Here is a 20,930-nt window from a genome sequence, read left to right as displayed (position 1 = left end):
TATTTAGCTGAATATAGTCCTGATTGTTTCATTTTTTCTTCCCATTCTGATATCCATCTGGGGTCAGGCTCGCAGGGGGGGCTTGACAATGGTGTGTTATAGTTATTATAGGAAGCACAACTGAGCTGCAGCTTTGTGGCGCTTTTATATCATCATATTGATAGTGTTATTGCGATGGTAATGATACGGACAATAAGAGTGGGGGTCAGCAAATGTTAGAATCTGGAGCCAAGGTGTTTTATCCGTTACAGGGGGCGGGCTGTGTAAGCTCCGTTGAGACGCAGCAGTTCATGGGTTGTCCAAGAGAGTACTATACAATCCACTTGCAGTTGAACAGCCTGATTGCGTATGTTCCGACAGACAATGCCGAGAAGATGGGTCTTCGCCGGCTGGCATCGCCAGATCAACTGGAGGAAGCGAGAAAGCTCTTTTTCTCCAAATCCGTCAAAATGCCTGACAATAACACGGACCGGAAACTCCTGCTGAAAAAGAAGCTGAATGCGGGGAGAATCTCTGATTTGTACCAGATTATACGAGATGTAAGCTGCTGTAAGGCGCATGGGATAAGAGTGAACTCGGATGACAAGTACATTATGGAGCAGACGATTCTGCTGCTGGAAAGCGAGCTGATGCTGATCAAGAAGGTTACTGCGGAAGAAGCAGGACTGCTGGTACGGGAAGATATCCGGCAGAGGGAAGCGGCTCTCGCAGACTAGACGCATAGTAACATTTGATAGTTCTACTCAAAATAATTCTCAATAGAATAACAATATATGGTAAAAAGACTTGACATGCATATGATAAAATTAATTTATGAAGAGTGAGACGCTGCTTGACCCGAGCTGATATCAGGAGGAGTTACGAATGCAGAAATATATAAGTGTCAGCGGAGCAAGGGAAAATAATCTGAAAGATGTTAGCCTTAGCATCCCCCGCAACCAATTTGTAGTTTTCACAGGCGTCAGCGGGTCGGGAAAATCGAGCTTGGCTTTTGATACGTTATATGCGGAAGGGCAAATGCGGTATGTGGAATCCCTCTCTTCATATGCCAGACAATTTCTGGGGCTGATGGGTAAGCCGGATGTGGATGCGATTGACGGCCTCTCCCCTGCGATAGCGATTGAACAAAAAACAACCTCCAACAATCCGCGCTCAACCGTAGGTACGGTAACGGAGATTTATGATTATTTACGTCTGCTGTGGTCCAAGATCGGAACGCCTCATTGCCCGTCCTGCGGGCGGATGATCAAACGCCAGTCCGTTGATGAGATTATGGAGCAGATCGGCAGATTGCCGACCGGAACGAAATACGAAATCCTGGCTCCTGTGATCCGGGGCAAAAAGGGCGGGCATCAGAAGGTATTCGAACAGGCCAAGCTGAGCGGGTATGCCCGCGTAAGGGTGGACGGTGAGGTTCATGATCTAATGAGTGAAATCCGCCTGGACAAGAATAAGCAGCATAATATCGAAATCGTTATTGACCGTCTGATTGTAAAAGAGGTGGATTATCAAAGACTTGCCGACTCGCTTGAGACAGCATTCGCCTTATCGGGAGACCTGGTGATCATCCATCAGACGGCCAGCGGTGAAGCGACGATGTTCTCCCAGAATTACGCCTGCCCTTACTGTACAGTCTCATTGCCGGAGCTATCTCCGCGATTGTTCTCCTTTAACAACCATGAAGGTGCATGTCCGGCCTGTTCCGGCCTCGGTTCACAGTTGAAGGTAGACCCGGGCAAGGTCATTCCCGACCTCAGCCGCTCGATCAATTCGGGCGCGATTGCGGCCAATGGCTGGAACAATGTGAAGACGAATTCTTTTTGCAAAATGTACTATGAAGCGCTGGGGAAAAAGTATGGCTTCGACTTCGATACCCCGCTGGAGCAGCTCTCCCAGGAAGCAATGAACGCCCTTCTGTATGGGACGGGTGGAGAGAAGCTTGAAGTATTCCATCCCAGTGAAGCTCTGAGAAAATATATTAAAGAATCCTTTGAGGGCATAGTCGTTAATCTGGAGCGGCGTTACCGGGAGACACAATCAGAAGAGATGCATAATGAGCTGGAAGAATACATGTCGGTTTTGCCTTGTCCGGCTTGTCACGGTGACCGGCTGTCGCCTGTAGTGCTTGCGGTCAGGATTGACGGGCTGAATATATCGGAATTCTGCAAATTATCTATAGATGCTGCTGTACAGTTTATTGGGAGCTTGAGCTTGTCTAAGGAGCATTCAGATATCGCCGATTCGATTGTGCAGGAAATAGATTCAAGATTCCAGTTCCTGAGGAACGTAGGGCTTAACTATCTGACACTTGCAAGAGCTTCGGGAACCTTATCCGGCGGCGAGAGCCAGCGCATTCTTCTGGCAACACAGCTCGGCTCCGGGCTTATGGGTGTGCTGTATATTCTGGATGAGCCTTCGATTGGCCTGCATCAGCGTGACAATGACCGTTTGCTTGCGGCTTTGGGAAAAATGCGTGATCTCGGCAATACCTTGATCGTAGTGGAGCATGATGAAGATACCATACGTCAAGCGGACTGGATCGTGGATATTGGCCCTTATGCGGGAACGAACGGAGGAGAGATCATTGCACAGGGCGCTGTGCAGGACATTATGGCTGAACCCCGGTCAATCACCGGTCAGTATCTCGCACATAAAATGCATATCCCGGTGCCGGAAACACGGCGCGCCGGAACCGGTAACAAGCTGACTATCGTAGGCGCAGCCGCCAACAATCTGAAGGGATTGGATGTGTCCATTCCGCTCGGGACCTTCACTTGTGTAACAGGCGTATCAGGGTCCGGGAAATCCAGTCTGATCAACGAAATCTTATATAAGAAGCTGGCTGCTGCCCTGAACAGAGCGCATACTGTTGCCGGAGCCCATTCGGGAATAGAGGGGCTTGAGCATCTCGATAAAATCATTAATATCGACCAGAATCCGATCGGACGCACACCGCGCTCCAATCCGGCGACCTACACCGGTGTCTTTGACAATATCCGTACGCTGTTCTCACTGACGAATGAAGCCAAGCTTCGGGCGTATGGCCCGGGCCGGTTCTCCTTCAATATTAAAGGCGGGCGCTGTGAAGCTTGTGCGGGCGAAGGGCTGGTCAGGGTAGAGATGCATTTTCTGCCCGATGTGCATGTGCCCTGCAGTGTGTGCAAAGGCCGGAGATACGGCCGTGAGACGCTTGAAGTCCGCTATAAAGGCAAAAGCATTGCTGACGTGCTGGATATGACGGCTCAGGAGGCTGTTGCTTTCTTCGGGAACATCCCCAGAATCCGTAAAAAGATCGAGGCGCTCTGCAATGTTGGGCTGGGATACATCAAGCTCGGCCAATCCGCGACCACCTTGTCCGGCGGTGAAGCGCAGCGGGTAAAGCTGGCGACAGAGCTGCTCAAGCCGGCGACCGGGTCCACGATTTATGTCATGGATGAGCCGACCACCGGACTGCATTTTGCCGATGTGCATCAATTAATTCATGTTCTGCATTCGCTGACCGATGCCGGCAATACCGTGGTGGTTATCGAGCATAACCTGGAGCTGATCAAGAATGCGGACTACATTATTGATCTCGGCCCCGAAGGGGGAGCCGGGGGCGGCGAGGTGGTCTGCACAGGTACTCCTGAAGAGGTGGCGCGGCATGAACGGAGCTACACGGGCCGGTATTTGCGAAAAGAGCTGGAAAAGGAGTATTAAGGCAATGAATCTGATAAAAAAGCAGGTTTCTCATGTCCGTTTTGGTTCTGGGACCGTATCAAGTAATGACGGCGGGCGGATAACGGTTGTGTTTTCTGGAGGGGCAGGGGAGAAAAGCTTCCTGTACCCGGAGGCCTTTGAGCATCATCTGAGTATTTCTGACCCGAACCTTCATGAGGAGATCATGAAGGATTTGCAAATGAAATCCGAGCAGGCTGCCGCCGAGAAGCTTCGTCAGGAGCAGCATTATATAGAAGAAATGAACAGGCTGGCGGAGGAGAAGCTTGCCTCCAAAAAACCCCCCCGCCGCAAAAAGCGGTAATCCCCCCCTGTAAGGGGCGAAGTAGCGGAGGGGAAGTTTGGATACTTACGGAGCGGAGCGGCCGGAAGTCCAAACATTCCCCGCAGTTACGTCCAGCCCCAAAAATAATAGCTTATATAGAGACGGCGATCTTTTCCCGGGTTACAATTGGAGAAGGTCGCTAAGTTTATGATAGGAGGCAGAATAATGTATCAATACAAGGATCGGGAATTTACAGAAATCCGTTTTGACGGGCAGGACTTGCGTTATGGGGAGCTTGTCCGCTGCACGTTTACAAAGTGTACCTTTATGAATACTTCTATGGACGAAATTGATACCAGCCATTGCCGGTTTATTGAATGTGATTTTAAAGGCGCTGCCTTAAATGCGTCCATCCACACCGAATCGGCCTTCGAGAATTGTAAGTTCACCGGCGCAAATCTGTTTGTGACCAAATTCATTACCTGTAAAATGACCGGATCGGACTTCGCGGGCGCTCAGATGGACGGCATTACGCTGAGCGGAGGCGACTGGTCCTACACGAATCTGAGGCACACTAAGCTGGGCAAGCAGGATTTGCGGGGGATTCGTTTTTTTGAGGCAGATCTGTCGGAAAGTGATCTATCAAAGGCGGACTTAAGAGACTGCGACCTGACAAGAGTTATGCTGGGTAAAGCCACGCTGACGGGAGCAGACCTGCGGGAGGCCAAGCTGGAAGGCATTGATCTAAAGGCACTGAATGTCAAAGGTGTACGGATGGACAGGGAGCAGGCGGTTCTGTTCTTACGTTCCTATGGCGCGAAGGTAGATTAAATACATAGTTGCTTCTACAAGAGAGGTGTTCCAAGCCATTCATCATTCCGGCTTTGGGACACCTTCTTTTTTTTATGGACACATAATGAACAAACCGATCAGTTATAATAGATAAATAGAGCTGACATGCAAGGAGATCCTATGAAAAATAGAAGCATTACGTTCAAGCTGTTTATGATCACGGTTTTGTTTTTTGCATTTTTTTATATGATGATTATTCTATCTCAACTGCTGCTGTTTAATAACTTTTACGAGAATCATAAATTGAACAAGGTGGAGCAGCGTCTGAAGAAGTTCGCCACCGATTATTCCCGCAAGGACTGGAGCTCAAGCCAGCTCACACGTGAAATGCTCAAATTCATGACCAGCAACAGAAGCCAGTTGGCGATTATGGATATAGATGGCAAGATGATGGTGGATGATCCTTACCATATGGTTGTAAAGCAGGATGACGGCCAGAAGATTCTTGTATCGTTATCGCTCTTTATGACCCTGTATGGGGATGAGTTCAGAGCTGCAAACATTCAGAAGGGAGACCGGATAACGCTTTTGGGAGATATTGAGCAACGGGGGAAAGAGAATGCCGGTGTGCTGTACCCCGAGAAGATTTTTCTGTCAAAATCAAAAGCGATTGGCCAGTACGAAGGAGAAGTCTCCTCCCGGCTCTCAGGAATTGTAACCGATATTGAAATGCCTTACTTCAAAATCTGGAATCAGCGTCAAGGTCTGCTCATGCTGGCGTTGTCCGAGACCTTCCCGTTATCCGGCGAATTAAAGAAGCGGCTGAATAATATGGAGACGCAGGAGCTGCCGTGGTTTGAATCCTGGAGCGGAACGAACAATGTAATTATTCTGCAGCCTGTACTGAAGAATAATGGGGACATGGAAATACTGTTCTCGGTTACCTCTATTCAGGAGATTGGCGATGCCAATGATGCGCTGCGCGAGTTCTTTATCTATTTGGGAATCGGAGGGTTCTTCCTTATTCTCATTCTTTCCTTATTCTTCTCCAAAATCGTGACCAAACCGCTGATTGCCTTGAATCAAATGGCCAAGCGGATGCTTAACTTCGACTTTTCGGCCGTCTCGCCAATACGCCAGAATGACGAGCTAGGCAGTCTGTCGGGCAGTATGCTGGAGATGTCCCAGAAGCTGGACAAGGCGCTTAGTGACTTGAAAGAAGCCAACGCCAAATTGCAGGAGGATATTGAGCAAAAACAGAAACTTGAAGTGCTCCAACAGAGCTTCTTCGCCAACGCTTCGCATGAACTAAAGACGCCGCTGAGTATTGTCAAAAGCTTCGCGGAAGGCTTGCAGGATGGTGTGAATGTTAATAAACGCGAGCACTATACTTCCGTTATTATCGAAGAAGCTGGCAAGATGGAAATGTTAATTAAGGACATGCTCGATTTGGCGAGGCTGGAGTCAGGGACCATTGAGCTGAGAAAAAGGATGTTTCTGCTCAGTGAGCGGGTTGAGAAGGTTGCTGACAAGCTGGTGTATCTGCTCAAGGAGAAGGAACTGGAGATTATCGTTGTGCCTGTGAATGAACAGCAGGTGCTGGCTGATCCGGAATGGATTGAGCAGGTCATTGTCAACCTGATTATGAATGCCATTCGCCATGCGGAAGAAGGAAGTGTCATTACAATTGAAATTCACAGCGACACCAGTACTATTCTCTACGTAGATAATATAGGTGAGGGCATACCGGAAGATCAGCTCGATCTGATTTGGGACCGGTTTTATCGGGGAGAGCCTTCACGCAGCCGCAAAACCGGCGGCACAGGGCTGGGTCTGTCGATCGCCCAGCAGATTCTCGAGATGCACGGCTTTGACTATGCGGCGGAAAATTTGCAGAACGGAGTCCGGTTCATTATTCATTTCAGCAACTGAACTCCAGTCTGAAGATTGAAAGAAGGGAACGTAGTGCCTAAGAAAGTGCTTATTGTTGAAGATGAGACCCGAATCCGGGAAATTATATCCGATTATTTCATTCAGGACGGCTGGGAGGTCATTGAGGCCGAGAACGGGATGGATGCGCTGGACGATTTCGAAACGTTATACCCGGATTTATTGATTCTCGATGTGATGATGCCCAAGATGGACGGGTTCGAGGTATGCCGGAAAGTACGCAGCCGTTCAGGAGTACCAATCATTATTCTCACAGCCAAGTCGGCGGATCATGACAAGGTGTACGGCTTTGAGCTTGGGGCGGATGATTATGTGACCAAGCCGTTCAGTCCCAAGGTGCTGATTGCCAGAGCCAACTCGCTGATGAAGCGCGTGATTGAAAATTATAAGCCCCAGGGGCATATGCTGGAATTCGGGTCTGCGGTGCTGAACACGTTGGCCCACAAGCTGGAAGTGGATGGCAGAGAGGTCGAGCTGACACCGAAGGAATATGAGCTGTTATTGCTGCTCATCAGTAATGAGAATGTAGTGATTTCGCGTGAGGCAATCATTAACCGGGTGTGGGGCATGGATTTTGACGGAGATCACCGGGTTGTAGATTCACATATTAAGAAGCTGAGAGCGAAGCTTGGATATGAGTCGAGCTTTATCCGCACGGTGATCGGGGCGGGATATAAGTTCCACCAAGAGATTAGGGATTAGCAAGGGTTCAGGAAGGAGAAGACATACATGATTTTGAAATATATTCCAACTATCTGCACTGTATTCAATTTAGGATCTGGAGCGGCTTCACTGATTTTTACGATCGAAGGATATTATAAGACAGCTTTCATTTTAATTTTAATCGCGGCTTTTTTTGATGTGCTGGACGGACTGCTAGCCAGATTAATGAACTGTACGAGTGAATTCGGCAAACAGCTCGATTCTCTGGCAGATCTGATTTCATTTGGCGCAGCGCCTGTTTTTCTGATTCTGCTGCATCATTTGGGGAGCTTACACGGAATAGAAGCCGTTGCAGCCATTGTATTTATAATATGCGGCGCTCTGCGGTTAGCACGGTTCAATATATCGGCATCCAGTACGGAATTTACGGGTATGCCGATTACAGCGGCGGGAGTCATTCTATCTTTCTTTTCTCTGACCAAACTGCGTATGGAACCGGCTGCAATCCTCGCCTTAATTGGCGCCCTTTCCTTTTTAATGGTTAGCCGAATCCGATTCCCATCATTGAAGAAGATATCTATCAGGAAGTGACAATCATGGAAATGGCTATACAATTCATCTCGCAATACGGTTATGCGGCAATTGTAGCCTTACTCGCTCTTGGTATTATAGGTCTTCCTATACCGGATGAGACACTAATGGTGTTTGTTGGATATTTAAGTTCTCTGCATGTGCTGAATTACTTGCTTGTGTTACTGTTTAGTTTCATAGGATCAGTAGCAGGGATGACGATCAGTTATACCATTGGAAGAAAGCTCGGCTACAGTATTATTCACAAATGCGGGAAATGGGTAGGCTTGACGCCTAAACGATATAGAAAGGTCAGAAAATGGTTTGCAAAATATGGAGTTTGGACGGTCTTTCTTTCTTATTTTATTCCCGGAGTCAGACACGCAGCAGGATACATATCAGGAATTACGGTGATGCCGTTTAAAAAATATATTTTGCTCTGCTGCATCGGCGCGGCTGTCTGGACTGTTTTGTTTGTGTCTATCGGTTATTTTGTGGGGAATAAGTTTTCCTTCTAAGGGGTAATGTCCACGATCTTCCAAATGATATTGAATATACATATATTCAATACTTGCATGGGAGAGGTGGTCCGTGATGAAAAAGCAGGTGAAGCCTGGCCGCAGACAAAGTCTTCCCCTCAGCACTGGACGGAAACGCAGCTTTAAGCCTATTGTGAAGGTTCAGCAGGATATCCATTTTGCGGTTATAGGCGACAGTCATGTGGGGTATGGGAACAGCTCGAGTATTTTCAAGAATCTTTTGCCGAAGGCTGTGAGCAGCGGGAATAAGAGGTTTGTTATTTTTGGCGGAGATAATGCGCAGGCGGGGGCCGATCATGGCAATCATGCGGATGAGTACTACAAGGATTTCAAAGATACGGTTACGGGCACACTTGGAACGATTCCTTACAAAGCGTCGATTGGTAATTGGGAGGCGAGCACCCGATCATTGTTCACCAAATATCTGGGGGCTGCTGCCGGACAAATGAACTTTCCGGGGACGCAGACCAAAGTGAAGTATGTTTGGCTTGATTGTGCTCTGGGTGTATTCAGTCCGGCCAGTATTAGATTGCTCAAAAATTTGGACGACAAGCATTATTACATTATTGATTTTCATTGGCCCCTGAAGATCGCCGGAATCACTGTAGATCCCAGCCATGTGTTAAGCGGGACGGAAACAAGCAAATTTTTTAATGCAATCCCATTAAAAGCAAGAGACAGGGTCCTGGCAATTTTCACTCATCACGGACATTTATTTTACCGGAAGCTTAACAATATTTACCCGGGTTACACCAAGACCAAATTTTTCGTCTGCGGCTGCTCGGGGGATTATAAATGCAAGCCGAACGGTGACAGGGGATACTACGATGCGGTTTTGACCATCAATGGGAGTAACTACAGCGTTAATGCCTTCCGGGTAAGTGTGACATAATAAACTAAAATCCATTTAGAGACTAATTATGTGTTAGTTAATATAACATAAGGTATAAATTACAGGCGTTTCTGGTATTCCGGGAGCGTCTTTTTGATGTGTTATGATGTTCTGATACGGAAGCCAGCGGAAATGGATTAGGGGGAATTACACGGATAAACCACCCAATCCGGGATCAAAATAAGATTAAACCCAGGCACAACGGGCATTTGTGCCCTATGTGGAAAGCAGTTTATTGTGGCGATAATTGTTTATTGCCCTCTCTGAAAATGATTTTGTCTTTCTGAAAATGGTTTATTGTGCAGTTTCATATTTACATGTAATACTTGGTGACATCGAAGGCGTCATGAACATCCGGCGAAGCATTCGATGGAACGTTAAGTAACATTATAAGGGGAAAGGTGATGAGAGAATGACAAAAGGTTGGTCAAAAAAATGGGCAAGCCCCGCATTGGCAGTCGTATTAATCTCCTCAATGCTGTTATCCGCATGTTCTTCCAAGGAGGATGCTTCCAGCGGGAATGCAGCGTCAGATTCCTCAAAGCCTACTACATTAAAGGTGGAGCTGTTTGACCGGGGGAATTCACCTGCCGGTTATACCATCACCGACAGTTATTTGACGAGACTTGTGCAGGAGCGCTTCGGCAAGCCGAACAATATTAATGTACAGTTCGTACCGGTGCCGCGTTCTGAAGAAATTCAGAAGCTGAACGTCCTGATGGCCAGCCAAAGTGAAGTGCCGGACATCGTGTTCACTTACGATTCGGGGACCTTTAACCGGTATGCAGAGCAGGGCGGTCTGACGGATCTTACAGATTTGCTGGATAAGGATGCACCTAATCTTAAGAAATTTCTGGGCGAAGATACTCTAGCCTACGGACAATATAAAGGAAAGCAATTCGCACTTCCAGGCAGAAGACTTGTGCTTGGGAAATATGCCGGCTACATCCGTCAAGATTGGCTGGACAAGCTGGGCCTGCCGGTGCCGCAGACAACAGATGAGCTGTACACTGCGCTGAAGGCATTTAAGGATAAAGACCCGGGCAATACCGGCGGCAAGGTTATTCCGTTCGGCGTGAGCCTGGCATCGGCCCAATATGAGCCGCTTCTCTGGTCCTTCATCCAGCCGCTCACCGATGAGCAGCGGTACACGCTCACCCAGCAGCTTGGCTCCAATGATTATCCAACCTTGCTTCCCGGCTTCAAGGATGGTCTGAAATTCATGAACAAGCTGTACAATGAAGGCCTCATGAGCAAAGACTTCGGCCTGGATAAAGACAAGAAGCAGCTATGGCAGAATCTGCAGAACGGTCTGCTCGGCTTTTATACCGAGGATGCCGGAGAGCTGTACTTCAGCGCAAATGGCGGCTATGAGAACCTGCAGGCCAATGTTCCCGGCGCTGTAATTACTCCGGTCGATGCCTTCACGAACTCGGAAGGCAAGCATGCCAAGCCGGCTTATGCGCCGAACGCGATGTATGTCATGATTCCGAAATCCAGCAAAAACGCCGAAGCGGCGCTGAAATATCTTGATTGGATGGCTTCCGGCACGAACCTGTTCGATATGCAGTTTGGGGTGGAGAACGAGAACTACACGCTGGTAAACGGAGTGCCTGTAGTGAAGCCTGATGCAACCCAGGAAGCGATGGACCGGATTTACAACTTCGGTGACCTTGCTGTCATCGTTAATGGTAAATATGCCGGAGACGATGCCAAGAATGAAGCGGCGTACATTGCACAGACACCAGAGAAATATCAGGCAGACATGCGCAAATCGGTAGAAATCTCCAATACGGACAACATTCAGCCGGTACGGTTCGACCATCCGATTGAAGCGGAAGCGAAATACGGCACGGCGCTGGCCGACAAGTTCCAGGAAATCATCGTTAAGCTGACTATGATCAAGCCGGATCAGTTCGACAGCACTTATGATTCGATGATGAAAGACTATATGGCCAGCGGCGGCCAGGCGATTCTGGACGAACGCACCGAAGCATACAAGGCAATGGGCTCCAAATAAAAAAAGCTGAATGACGGCGGGATTAAGGTGGAGAGGGAGCCGGGGCCGGCTCCCTGCCATCCGCTGCCGCAGGGCGGACGAGGAGAGTGAAGGCAGTGAAGAATTCCGTTTACTTACGCAGACACTGGCAGTTGTATGCAATACTGATGCTGCCGGTCATTTACTTCATTATTTTTAAATACGGACCCATGTACGGGGTGCAGATTGCCTTCAAGGATTTTAACTTTTTCCAGGGGATTGGCGGCAGTGAGTGGGTCGGGCTGGATGTCTTCCGGGAAGTGTTCCAGAACAACAATTTCTTCGTTGCACTGCGCAACACACTGATGCTGAATTTGCTGGACCTGATCGTATCTTTTCCCGCACCGCTGATTCTCGCCATTATGCTCTACGAGCTGAGAATTACCTGGTTCAAAAAATTCGCCCAGACGATTCTGTACATCCCCCATTTTATTTCATGGGTCATTATCGGCGGCATTGTGCTGCAGGTATTCGGAACCCAGTCGGGATTCATTAATAACCTGCTGACCGGCATGGGGCTGGAGGCCATTCCTTTTCTCTCCGATAAAAATTACTGGCTCATCACCTATCTTCTGATTGGCGTATGGCAAAGTGCAGGCTGGGGAACGATTCTGTACCTGGCGGCGCTGACCGGGATCAACAAAGAGCTGTTCGAGGCAGCGGAGGTGGATGGGGCAGGCCGGTTCAAGAAGATTCTGCATATCTCTTTGCCGGGTATTAAAACTACCATCGCCACACTGCTTATCATCAACCTGGGCAATATGATCTCCATCGGCTTCGACCGCCCGTTCATTATCGGCAACGTCGCAGTGCGGGAATATTCGGAAGTGCTGAGCACCTTTGTATACCGCATCGGCATTGAGTCCGGGCAAATTTCACTGGCAACGGCTGTAGGGCTGTTCCAAGCGCTGGTAGGACTGGTCTTCCTGCTCGGCTCAAACTATGCATCCAAGAAGCTGGCGGATGAGAGCATACTCTAGTCAAAGCGCCGGAACAAACAGAGAATGAGGGGGAAACTAAATGAGTGAGCGCGCAACCAACCGGGTATTCGATATGGTTAATATCCTGTTAATTACTTTCGTTGTTATCCTGTGCCTAATGCCTTTTATTCACATTATTGCGATATCCTTAAGCTCCAGCCGTCCGATTATGGCGGGACTGGTCAGCTTTTTCCCCAGAGAAATCAGCTTTGAAGCGTACACTCAGGTGTTCTCCGATATGTCCATGATCCGTTCTCTTGGCTTCACGATCTTTCTGACTATTCTGGCTACAGTGCTGTCTATGGCCATGACGATAGCCGTTGCGTTCTCGCTCTCCAAAAAGGATCTGCGGGGACGAAAATGGTTCATGCTGATTATTGTGATTACGATGTTCTTCAGCGGCGGGATTATTCCCGATTACATCCTCGTCCGCAATCTCCATCTGCTCGATTCGGTCTGGGCGCTGGTGCTGCCCGGGCTGATCAGCCCCTTCTATATGATTATCCTGATCTCTTTCCTGAACAGTATTCCCAAAGGTCTGGAAGAAGCGGCCGAAATTGACGGGGCCACCCATCTGGGTACCTTGTTCCGCATTATTCTCCCGTTGTCGCTCCCTGCGCTGGCTACGCTCAGCCTGTTCTACGCCGTGGGCCGCTGGAACGGATTCCAGGACGCTCTGATGTATATCAACAACACAGATTTATATCCGCTGCAGCTCAAGCTGTACCAGATGATCCAGAACAATCAGGTCAGCGATTTGATGCAGCAGGAGGGTCTTGGCATGAACAAGCTGATGCCGGAGAGCCTGAAGGCAGCCAGTGTTATTTTCACAACACTCCCGATTCTGATTGTATATCCGTTCTTGCAGCGTTACTTCATCAGCGGTATGATGGTGGGCGCGGTTAAGGGTTAAGACAATAGGAGGGGATACACATAATGACCCGTACAATGCTTGATCGGCTTACAGAACAACAGCGTTACTTGATTGTTCAATCCTTAGAGATGATGGACCCGCTCTATGATGAAGATATGGAGCTGCTCAAAGACGAAGAAGAGACAGGACACCACAATACCCGCAGCAGCGCACATTATGCGCTGGCTCTGCTGATCCGGAATAGCCCTGGCGATGTGCAGCGGGCCTGCAGTCTGCTGGACAAGGTGATGGACCTGCAGTATAACTGCCCGGACGAGATTTATCACGGCACCTTCCGCACCTCGCCGCAGGCGGTCTACCCTCCAGCGGGCAATTACGACTGGAAGAAGTTCGCGCCGGGGTTTGCCTTCTTCCTGAACGAGACGGTGGATAAGGTCGGCAAGGAATTAACGGGGCAGCTAGCCGGGCAAGCGGATTTGGCGGCGGCCGGTCTGGATGACAAGGCCATCAGACAATCCCTGCAGAATGCGGTGGATAAGGTGCTGCCTCCAGTATGGAAAAGCTACGATCCGAACTGGCGTGAGTTCATTGCCTGTACCTTTGCCGTGATCCTCGATGAATTCGAAGGCTCGATGCCGCAGGAGCTGGTTCGCCGGATGGACGAAGCCATGCTTGCTGCTGTCGGGGCTTCGATTGACCGGCGTCTGTCCGATGCCATCCCGATGAACTCGAATATCATCCTGATGCATATCTTTATTGTCCACTATTACGGGCAGCGGTTTGCGGACAGCGGCTGGACTGCACATGCGGACCGGGAGGCAGCGGAGGCTCTTGCCGCATACGAAGAATTCGGTTCCTTGGCCGAATTCAATACGACTACCTATTACGGTGTGGATCTGACTGTGCTGGGCATGTGGAGAGTGTACGGCAAGTCTTCGGCTATCCGCGAAACCGGAGGCAAGCTGGAGCAAGGACTGTGGGAGAATATCGCCCAGTTCTACAATCCGAATCTGGAAAATCTGTCGGGGCCGTTCTCCCGTGCCTACGAAATGGAGATGACCGGCCACAGTTCTATCGGTGTTTTTCTCTATCTGGCGCTGGGAGCAGGCTATGAACATTTGACCGCCGTTAACTGCGAAACCAGCCATGATCCGCTGATTGCGCTGGTGGGGGCAGACCTTCCTGAAGTGCTGCTTCAGCAGTTCAGGGAGCATAGCGGAGACCGCAGAACGGAGAAGCAGTTCCGCGAGCTGTGTGAGCGGGATAATCCTGAAGCGAACCGTAATCTGTGCACCGCAGCCGCCTGGATCGGGCGGGAGCGGATGCTTGGCGCCATGTCGGGCAGCCGGAACACGAACGGCCAGATGCATCCGGCGACGATCCACTGGAAGAATGCCGAAGGAGAGAAATGCTACCTGCGGCTGCTCCGCCGGGAGAAGGGCAAGGACTGGAACAGCCATTTGCGGGGAATTATTTTCGAGGCTGCCGTGGAGAAGGATCTGCTGACGGTGGAGGTAGAGCTGGACACGGATACGGAAATCGAAGTGTATTTTGAAGTCAGCGGCCCCGGACTGATCTTCGCTGAAGTGACTCCTCAACGCTGGAAGCTGCCAAATCTGGACTGTAAGGTTTCTGCTGTGGCCCCTGAGCCGGCTGTTATCTGGAACGAAGCGGACAAGCTGCTGGAAATTATCTATGCGTACCATCCGAAGGACGGAAATGTGAAGATGAATTTCACCTTACAGCTCGACCCGCTGACTCCATAGCACGGAGGAGCAGGCAACGGATGGCCTGAGCTTGCTTGAAAAAGCCGCCTGAGATAGACCTCAAGCCTGTTGTGGCGGGGTCTATCTTTTTAGGTGACTATCTTGTGATGAAGGAAGAATGCAACATGGAAAATGCGGCGATAATACCCATACAAGCCAAAATGGAGCTGCTGAAGCTCCGCTTGCTATATTTGATCACAGGTTTGGCGGGTGGACTGTTCAATCCTTATTTGACTACCTTGTTTGTTCACCAGGGTCTTGGGGCAGATATTGTGGGAGTGCTGATGTCAGTTGGCACGCTGCTGTCCATTCTGGTACAGCCGGTATGGGGGCTACTAGTGGACCGGTACCGTCAGACGAAGCTGGTGCTTATTCTGAGCATCTCCATACCCGCAATCCTTTCTTATTTGTACAGCTTGAAATTGTTCATTGTGATTGTGGTGGTGTATATCGTCTCCATTGTTTTCCAGGCCACTCAAAGCCCGATTGCCGATTCCTATGCGGTCTCTGCGGCGCGGAAGGGCCGCACCTCCTATGGAACCATCCGCAGTCTGGGCAGCCTGGGGACAGCGCTTGGAGGTTATGCCGGCGGCTTCTATCTGTCGGGCTTCGGAATTACTGAGCTGTGGATTCCTTTTCTGGCGCTTAGCCTTGCAGGAGCTGCGACAGTACTCAGCTTGTCCCGCAGCACGGAGCGGAATGCTGCCGCGCTCTCTTTGTCACAGGGCTTCAAGGAGCTGCTGGGCAACCGCATGTTCGTGATGTTTCTCGTTGCCTGTTTTTTCGTGAATCAGACGCTTACGGCATATAATTCCTTCTTCGTGCTTGCCTTTCAGGATGCCGGGGGCAGCTATTCTCTGGTAGGGACCGCCCTGCTGCTGGCCTCCTTGACCAATATCCCTTCCATGCTGCTGGCGGCCAGAATTCTCCGCAGAATCGGCCATGAACGCACGCTGCTGCTGGCGGCCTTTTTCTATGCGATGCGGTGGGGCATTCAATGGCTGTTTCCGGTTCCGGCAGTGATGGTCGGGGTTCAGGTGCTGCACGGCCTGTCCTTCGGCCTGTTCTATGTGGCTGCGGTAGAGTATGTCGCCAACGCTTCCGGCAAAAAAATGCAGGCGACCGGTCAAAGCATATTTAATATGGTATTCTCCGGCCTTGGGGGCATCGTGGGCAATCTGCTGAACGGCTATTTGTATCATGCGGGCGGCGCGCAGGTGATGTATCTTGCCTGCACGGTCAGTGCACTAATCGGAGCCGGCATGTTATATTGGATAAACAGAATTGCGAAGTTGTCTCCGAGGTTGTGACTTTATAAGCTGACTTAAGATAAAAGGACGGAAGTGATGGAGGGGAGGTTTGGATACTTACGGAGCGTCAGCGGCCGGAAGTCCAAACATTCCCCGCAGTTACGACCAGACCCATAACGGCTTATTTAACAAAGTCTAGGGGCAGGTCGCGGGTTCAAGTCAAGAGGGTGGGGGAGTTCATATGAAGCGGAATTGGTCCAGCAGAATGATGTTGTCCTACTTTCCTATTTTTCTGCTGACTGTGTCGATTCTCATCTTTCTCTCCTTTCTCATTGTAGGCGAGCTGTCGCGCAGTGAGACCAATAAGGCCAACCGGATCTCTACCGGCTTTGTGGTGGATTCCGTGCAGAATGCCCTGAGTGAAGTGGAGCTGGCTGTGCTGCAGGAGATGGAGACCAATCATGATTACAGTGATTATCTAAGCGGGCTGAGCGACCGGGGCGACCGTACCAAGCTGTACAGCACGGTGAAGGATATGAGGGGGATTCTGTACCGCAATCAGTTGATTGACTCCATCTACATCTACCGCAAGCTCGATGGGAAGGTGCTGACTCTGAACGGACTTATGGACAGCGATAGTTTTGCCGACCGGGATTATCTCAAGCAGGCGCTGACCGGGACAGATACAGGACAATGGAGTGAGGTCCGCAGGCTCCGGATGTTCAGCTCCGACCCGACCTCACGAGTGATCAGCATGTATAAGCGGCTGCCGCTGCCGTTCGGCTCCGAGGGGATGATTGTGGTCAATCTCAGCATGTACCGGATCGAACGGATGATTGCTGACATGACGAGCGGTCAGGTTTCCTTCATGCAGGTGGTTAATGATCAGGGAGAACTGGTCTATGCGGCTCACGGGGAGCAGGAAATTCCGCAGGGAAGTGTGCTCACCCGTATCCGTGTTAACAATGTGGGCTGGACCTTCGAGAGCGGCATCCGTGCGGGTGAGCTGTTCGCCTGGATGTCCGTGGTTTCTTATATCTGGATTATTATCGGGATTCTGACCGTGATTCTGGGCACATTGTACATCCTGTACATCACCCGCAAAAATTACCGGCCGATCAAAGCGATGATGAACCGGATTCAGGCGCTGCAGTTCCGTGAGGAGAGCCTGGATGTCACCTCAAGGAATGAGCTTGTCCTGATCGACCAGGCGCTCGAAACCCTGATTAATCAAACCATGGATTATCAAAAGCAGTATGATGAGAATCTGCTGGTGCAGCGCCGCCAGTTGTTCCTGGATCTTCTGGAAGGGGAAAGAATCACCTCTCTTGCGGACAGGCCGGAGCGCTTCACTCCGTTCACCGGGGATTCGGTGCAATTTGCCTATATTGCAGCCGAAATTAACCACTACGAGGAATTCCGCAGGAAATATCCGACGAAGGATCAGAATCTGCTCAAGCTGACGCTTATGAATTTGTTCCAGGAGCTGGCGGGTGAGGAGGGTCTTCAGGGCTGGGCGGAATGGGTGAGCGGCAACCGGATCGGACTGATTGTCAGCTCTGGAGAGAGCCTCAGCGCGAACAAGCAAGCTCTTCGCATATTGGCGGAGCGCTGCTTGAGGTGGGTCAGTGACAATCTGGGATTGTCGCTGGCTATTGGCGTAGGACCGGTTGTTGACGGGCTGGAAGCTGTTCCTGAATCCCGCTCGGCGGCGGATATGGCCCTGCAGCATAAGCTGTCGCTGGGCAGAGGCATGGTTGTGCTGAGCGACAGCCTGCCGGACAGAGCCTCGCTGCAGTCCTACAAATATCTGCAAATGCTCGGTGAAATTGTGCGGGAATTCCGTATTGCGGACGAGAACTGGCGGCGGAGGCTGGACGAGCTGTTCCTCTGGTTCAGCGAGGATCAGGTGAAGGATGAGGAGATTCACATGATGCTCCACACCCTGATTCAGATGCTGGACCGTGAGCTGGGACAACTGTCGGACAGCCTGAAGAGAATCTTCAGCGAGCCGAGCCTGCGGGGCTATTACAGCGAGATCGAAGCGGAAGCGACTTTGACGCAGGTGCAAGCCGTCATGCTGAAATGGCTCGCGGAAATTTACCGGATTTATGTGTCCGTCAATGAGTCCAAAAGCTACCGCGCGATGATCAGCGAGATGAAGATATATATTGAAGAAAATTTTGCCAACCCTGATTTGTCGCTCAAGCATCTAAGCGACCGGTTCCAGATTTCGGGCAAATATGCCAGCCATCTCTTCAAAGAGGAATTTGATATGAAGTTCGTGGATTTCCTGACCCAACTGCGGATGCAGCGGGCGGAATATCTGCTTGCAACAACCAGCGATAATCTGCAGGATATCGCGCAGCAGCTCGGTTATGCCAACTCCATCACCTTCGGGCGGGTATTCAAGCGGGTAGTCGGGGTCACGCCGGGCGATTACCGCAAGCTGAAGCTGAATCCGGGAGAGCCGGAGGAGAGCGAATAGAGCACTGAGAACTGTGCGAACGCTGCATTTGCTGGAATAGGGCAGCTCACCGCTGCTCCATATATGCAAAGAATGGTTTGGCCGCTGCCGGAAGGCAGCGGTCTTTTCGCCATTTCAGGCAATTTCCCATTCCCAGATTTCCTCAGTGATCGGAATCCAGGCGAGTCCCTGGTATAAGGAGCTATTCACTCATTCAATAATTCAGCCGATGATATACTTGGAATATACTGGTTGTCCAAGGCTGTTATTGAGAAGGCTCTGAAAGTAGGGAAGTAGTATGAAACGATTAGATAAGGTTATTTTAGGCGGTATTCTTATTATTCTTTGCATAATTTGCTATGGAGTAGGCCTTGCCGTTTTTAAAAAATTTGATGGGGAGATATTCAGCCATTCTAATGTGCCTGTAAGTGTTTCGATTATGTTTGTTATTTTGTTAATTGGGATTGGAATAACTCTGGGATTGTTGTTAGAGAGTTCAGGCAGAATCAGTACTGTAATCATGACGTGGCCGGGGGGCCAGCTTATTGCCATGGTTGTATTATATATCCTTGGAGTAGTATGGAGTCCCCTTTATGGGGTGGGAATGGCGCCTCTTATTTTGTTGCCGATAAATTTGATTGGCGGAGGGATATCCATAGGGTTTCTGATCACCAGATTGTTTATTAGGAAAGACGCAGCAATGGGCTTCCTTGTTGTAGTGATTATCAATTTAATCATTATCAGCCTTGTTGTTTTTGAAATATCCAGTGAGAGTTTGGCAGAGTTCATTATGTAAGCAAGTCAAAAAACAAGCGTCCATCCGGCTTTTCCGATAACGGACGCTTGTTTTTTTTACCCATGATTTCATTGCAAATCTCCGCTGTTATGTGATGCTGGCAGAGTGGCCTGCCTGTTCTGCGGGTGAACGCCGGGGGATTGCCAGCAAACCCAGAGCGACAACAATCAGCAGCAGGCAGCCCCAATAGGCGTTACGGTATCCGAACCACTGTGCCGCTGCCCCTCCCAGCAGGCTGCCTGCCAGCCGTCCGATGGTGGTCGAGTTAGAATATAGCGTTGAAGCGTATCCGGGCATTTCCGGCAGCAAATCCTGAATATAACTGATACCGATCGCAGAAATGACGGCTACAAAAAAGGCCAGCAGCACCTGCCCGGCGATAATCTGCCATAGAGCTGCTGAGGAAAGTACTACTATGTAATAGACGCTTCCCAGCGCGATTCCCCAGATCATAAGCAGGCGGGCGGAATATTTGGCGGATAACAGCCCCAATACAAGCATCAACGGAATCTCAAGCAATGCACATATACTGGATAATGTGGCAACATCCTGTGTGTTGCCTCCGAGAGTGTTGGTGATGAACAGCGAAATATTTAAATTGTTCATCCAGTGCCCGGAGTATAACAGCGTCAGCACCAGAAAAGGGACAAGCACCCCGGTGCTCTGATGCAGCTTGACCGGCTGGCGCGGGCTGCTGGCTGTTTGCTGCTGAACGGCGGCAGGGTTTTTTATAAAGCTAAGCATCAAAAGGGCATTTAGAAGAAAGACCAGCGTGGTGCTCATGAAGATGCCCTGAAACCCGAAATGGGCAATAAGAACTGAGCCGACCAGCGGACCGGCAATAAAACCTAAGGAAAACATCGAGCGAAGAAATGAATTGGCAAAGGCATGATCGGCGGACCGGCTGGCATTGACTGCCTCACGCGCACTGGCAAAAAGCTGCGGCATAGCCGGAGCACCGATGGCTGTGAATACGGTCATATAAAGCAGCAGCCAATAAAAATCATGAATAAACAGGTAACCGGCAAAAGCCAGCGCATTAAAAAGCATGGAGGCAACCATTAATTTTTTGCGGTTCAGACCGCTGTCGGAGCGCTTGGCAATCGCCATACTGAGCCAGACGCCGCTTACAATAGTCACTGCGGTGAAGATGCCAAATGTTCCGGCGGAGACACCCAGCTTTGTGGTGAAATACACTGCTAAAAAAGGTGCGCTAATGGAGATCGCCATACCCTGCAGCAGCATGCAAATCATAAAGACGGAATAGCTTGGAATCAGTAGAAGATTGCGGGTTCGATTCAACATAAACGTGAGAAGCTCCTTCAGGTACAGCTTGCAGCTATATCTTTTATTTGATTATAGTATAGTTAA

Annotated in this window: 17 protein-coding genes; 16 read left to right on the top strand and 1 reads right to left on the bottom strand. The window is 49.9% G+C overall.

Annotated elements, in window-relative coordinates; genetic code table 11:
• Nucleotides 1-212 precede the first annotated feature (212 nt).
• The 16 genes from B212_RS0118980 (at nt 213) to B212_RS0118905 (ending at nt 19,559) form a co-directional block, all read left to right on the top strand.
• Complete coding sequence (locus B212_RS0118980; RefSeq protein WP_019912578.1) at nt 213-716, top strand: CarD family transcriptional regulator; 504 nt, start codon at nt 213-215, stop codon at nt 714-716.
• A gap of 148 nt (nt 717-864) precedes the next feature.
• Entirely contained in the window at nt 865-3,699 is a 2,835-nt protein-coding gene (gene uvrA / locus B212_RS0118975) for an excinuclease ABC subunit UvrA (protein WP_019912576.1), read from the top strand.
• A 4-nt stretch (nt 3,700-3,703) separates the two neighbouring features.
• Entirely contained in the window at nt 3,704-4,021 is a 318-nt protein-coding gene (locus B212_RS0118970; protein WP_019912575.1) for a hypothetical protein, read from the top strand.
• A 186-nt stretch (nt 4,022-4,207) separates the two neighbouring features.
• Nucleotides 4,208-4,813, top strand: coding sequence for a pentapeptide repeat-containing protein (locus B212_RS0118965; RefSeq protein ID WP_019912574.1), 606 nt, complete (start codon nt 4,208-4,210; stop codon nt 4,811-4,813).
• Between the two features lie 141 nt (nt 4,814-4,954).
• Nucleotides 4,955-6,706, top strand: a complete 1,752-nt coding sequence (locus B212_RS0118960) for a sensor histidine kinase (RefSeq protein WP_019912573.1) — start codon at nt 4,955-4,957, stop codon at nt 6,704-6,706.
• Nucleotides 6,707-6,739: 33 nt separating this feature from the next.
• Nucleotides 6,740-7,426, top strand: a complete 687-nt coding sequence (locus B212_RS0118955; RefSeq protein WP_019912571.1) for a response regulator transcription factor — start codon at nt 6,740-6,742, stop codon at nt 7,424-7,426.
• A gap of 27 nt (nt 7,427-7,453) precedes the next feature.
• Entirely contained in the window at nt 7,454-7,978 is a 525-nt protein-coding gene (pssA, locus tag B212_RS0118950; protein ID WP_019912570.1) for a CDP-diacylglycerol--serine O-phosphatidyltransferase, read from the top strand.
• A gap of 5 nt (nt 7,979-7,983) precedes the next feature.
• Nucleotides 7,984-8,475: a DedA family protein gene (locus tag B212_RS0118945; RefSeq protein ID WP_019912569.1), complete on the top strand. Its 492-nt coding sequence runs from the start codon at nt 7,984-7,986 to the stop codon at nt 8,473-8,475.
• A gap of 76 nt (nt 8,476-8,551) precedes the next feature.
• Nucleotides 8,552-9,388 carry a metallophosphoesterase gene (locus tag B212_RS0118940; RefSeq protein ID WP_019912568.1) on the top strand — a complete coding sequence of 279 codons (837 nt, stop codon included), beginning with the start codon at nt 8,552-8,554 and terminating at the stop codon, nt 9,386-9,388.
• A gap of 412 nt (nt 9,389-9,800) precedes the next feature.
• Nucleotides 9,801-11,408 carry an extracellular solute-binding protein gene (locus B212_RS0118935; RefSeq protein ID WP_019912566.1) on the top strand — a complete coding sequence of 536 codons (1,608 nt, stop codon included), beginning with the start codon at nt 9,801-9,803 and terminating at the stop codon, nt 11,406-11,408.
• Nucleotides 11,409-11,503: 95 nt separating this feature from the next.
• Nucleotides 11,504-12,406 carry an ABC transporter permease gene (locus B212_RS0118930; RefSeq protein ID WP_019912565.1) on the top strand — a complete coding sequence of 301 codons (903 nt, stop codon included), beginning with the start codon at nt 11,504-11,506 and terminating at the stop codon, nt 12,404-12,406.
• A 40-nt stretch (nt 12,407-12,446) separates the two neighbouring features.
• Nucleotides 12,447-13,319, top strand: a complete 873-nt coding sequence (locus B212_RS0118925) for a carbohydrate ABC transporter permease (protein WP_019912564.1) — start codon at nt 12,447-12,449, stop codon at nt 13,317-13,319.
• Nucleotides 13,320-13,342: 23 nt separating this feature from the next.
• On the top strand, nt 13,343-15,046 hold the full coding sequence (locus B212_RS0118920) for a hypothetical protein (RefSeq protein ID WP_019912563.1): 1,704 nt from the start codon (nt 13,343-13,345) through the stop codon (nt 15,044-15,046).
• A gap of 107 nt (nt 15,047-15,153) precedes the next feature.
• On the top strand, nt 15,154-16,356 hold the full coding sequence (locus B212_RS0118915; RefSeq protein WP_019912562.1) for an MFS transporter: 1,203 nt from the start codon (nt 15,154-15,156) through the stop codon (nt 16,354-16,356).
• Nucleotides 16,357-16,537: 181 nt separating this feature from the next.
• Entirely contained in the window at nt 16,538-18,784 is a 2,247-nt protein-coding gene (locus tag B212_RS0118910) for a helix-turn-helix domain-containing protein (protein WP_019912561.1), read from the top strand.
• A 277-nt stretch (nt 18,785-19,061) separates the two neighbouring features.
• Entirely contained in the window at nt 19,062-19,559 is a 498-nt protein-coding gene (locus tag B212_RS0118905; protein ID WP_019912560.1) for a hypothetical protein, read from the top strand.
• A gap of 87 nt (nt 19,560-19,646) precedes the next feature.
• Here the strand turns inward: B212_RS0118905 and B212_RS0118900 are convergent, their stop codons facing one another.
• A complete protein-coding gene (locus tag B212_RS0118900) occupies nt 19,647-20,864 on the bottom strand; it encodes a sugar efflux transporter (protein WP_019912557.1) in 1,218 nt (405 codons plus the stop codon).
• Nucleotides 20,865-20,930: the final 66 nt, after the last annotated feature.

This window comes from Paenibacillus sp. HW567 (assembly GCF_000374185.1).
Taxonomy (GTDB): Bacteria; Bacillota; Bacilli; order Paenibacillales; family Paenibacillaceae; genus Paenibacillus_AQ.
Note: the sequence above shows the minus strand (reverse complement) of the source record. Positions and strands in the feature narration are given on the sequence as shown.

What these genes read in the sequence shown, in the direction of transcription:
- B212_RS0118915 (WP_019912562.1), top strand. Translation starts at nt 15,154, where the DNA reads ATGAAGGAAGAATGCAACATGGAAAATGCGGCGATAATACCCATACAA.
- B212_RS0118970 (WP_019912575.1), top strand. Translation starts at nt 3,704, where the DNA reads ATGAATCTGATAAAAAAGCAGGTTTCTCATGTCCGTTTTGGTTCTGGG.
- uvrA (WP_019912576.1), top strand. Translation starts at nt 865, where the DNA reads ATGCAGAAATATATAAGTGTCAGCGGAGCAAGGGAAAATAATCTGAAA.
- B212_RS0118925 (WP_019912564.1), top strand. Translation starts at nt 12,447, where the DNA reads ATGAGTGAGCGCGCAACCAACCGGGTATTCGATATGGTTAATATCCTG.
- B212_RS0118935 (WP_019912566.1), top strand. Translation starts at nt 9,801, where the DNA reads ATGACAAAAGGTTGGTCAAAAAAATGGGCAAGCCCCGCATTGGCAGTC.
- B212_RS0118920 (WP_019912563.1), top strand. Translation starts at nt 13,343, where the DNA reads ATGACCCGTACAATGCTTGATCGGCTTACAGAACAACAGCGTTACTTG.
- pssA (WP_019912570.1), top strand. Translation starts at nt 7,454, where the DNA reads ATGATTTTGAAATATATTCCAACTATCTGCACTGTATTCAATTTAGGA.
- B212_RS0118900 (WP_019912557.1), bottom strand. Translation starts at nt 20,864, where the DNA reads ATGTTGAATCGAACCCGCAATCTTCTACTGATTCCAAGCTATTCCGTC.
- B212_RS0118940 (WP_019912568.1), top strand. Translation starts at nt 8,552, where the DNA reads ATGAAAAAGCAGGTGAAGCCTGGCCGCAGACAAAGTCTTCCCCTCAGC.
- B212_RS0118910 (WP_019912561.1), top strand. Translation starts at nt 16,538, where the DNA reads ATGAAGCGGAATTGGTCCAGCAGAATGATGTTGTCCTACTTTCCTATT.
- B212_RS0118965 (WP_019912574.1), top strand. Translation starts at nt 4,208, where the DNA reads ATGTATCAATACAAGGATCGGGAATTTACAGAAATCCGTTTTGACGGG.
- B212_RS0118960 (WP_019912573.1), top strand. Translation starts at nt 4,955, where the DNA reads ATGAAAAATAGAAGCATTACGTTCAAGCTGTTTATGATCACGGTTTTG.
- B212_RS0118945 (WP_019912569.1), top strand. Translation starts at nt 7,984, where the DNA reads ATGGAAATGGCTATACAATTCATCTCGCAATACGGTTATGCGGCAATT.
- B212_RS0118980 (WP_019912578.1), top strand. Translation starts at nt 213, where the DNA reads ATGTTAGAATCTGGAGCCAAGGTGTTTTATCCGTTACAGGGGGCGGGC.
- B212_RS0118905 (WP_019912560.1), top strand. Translation starts at nt 19,062, where the DNA reads ATGAAACGATTAGATAAGGTTATTTTAGGCGGTATTCTTATTATTCTT.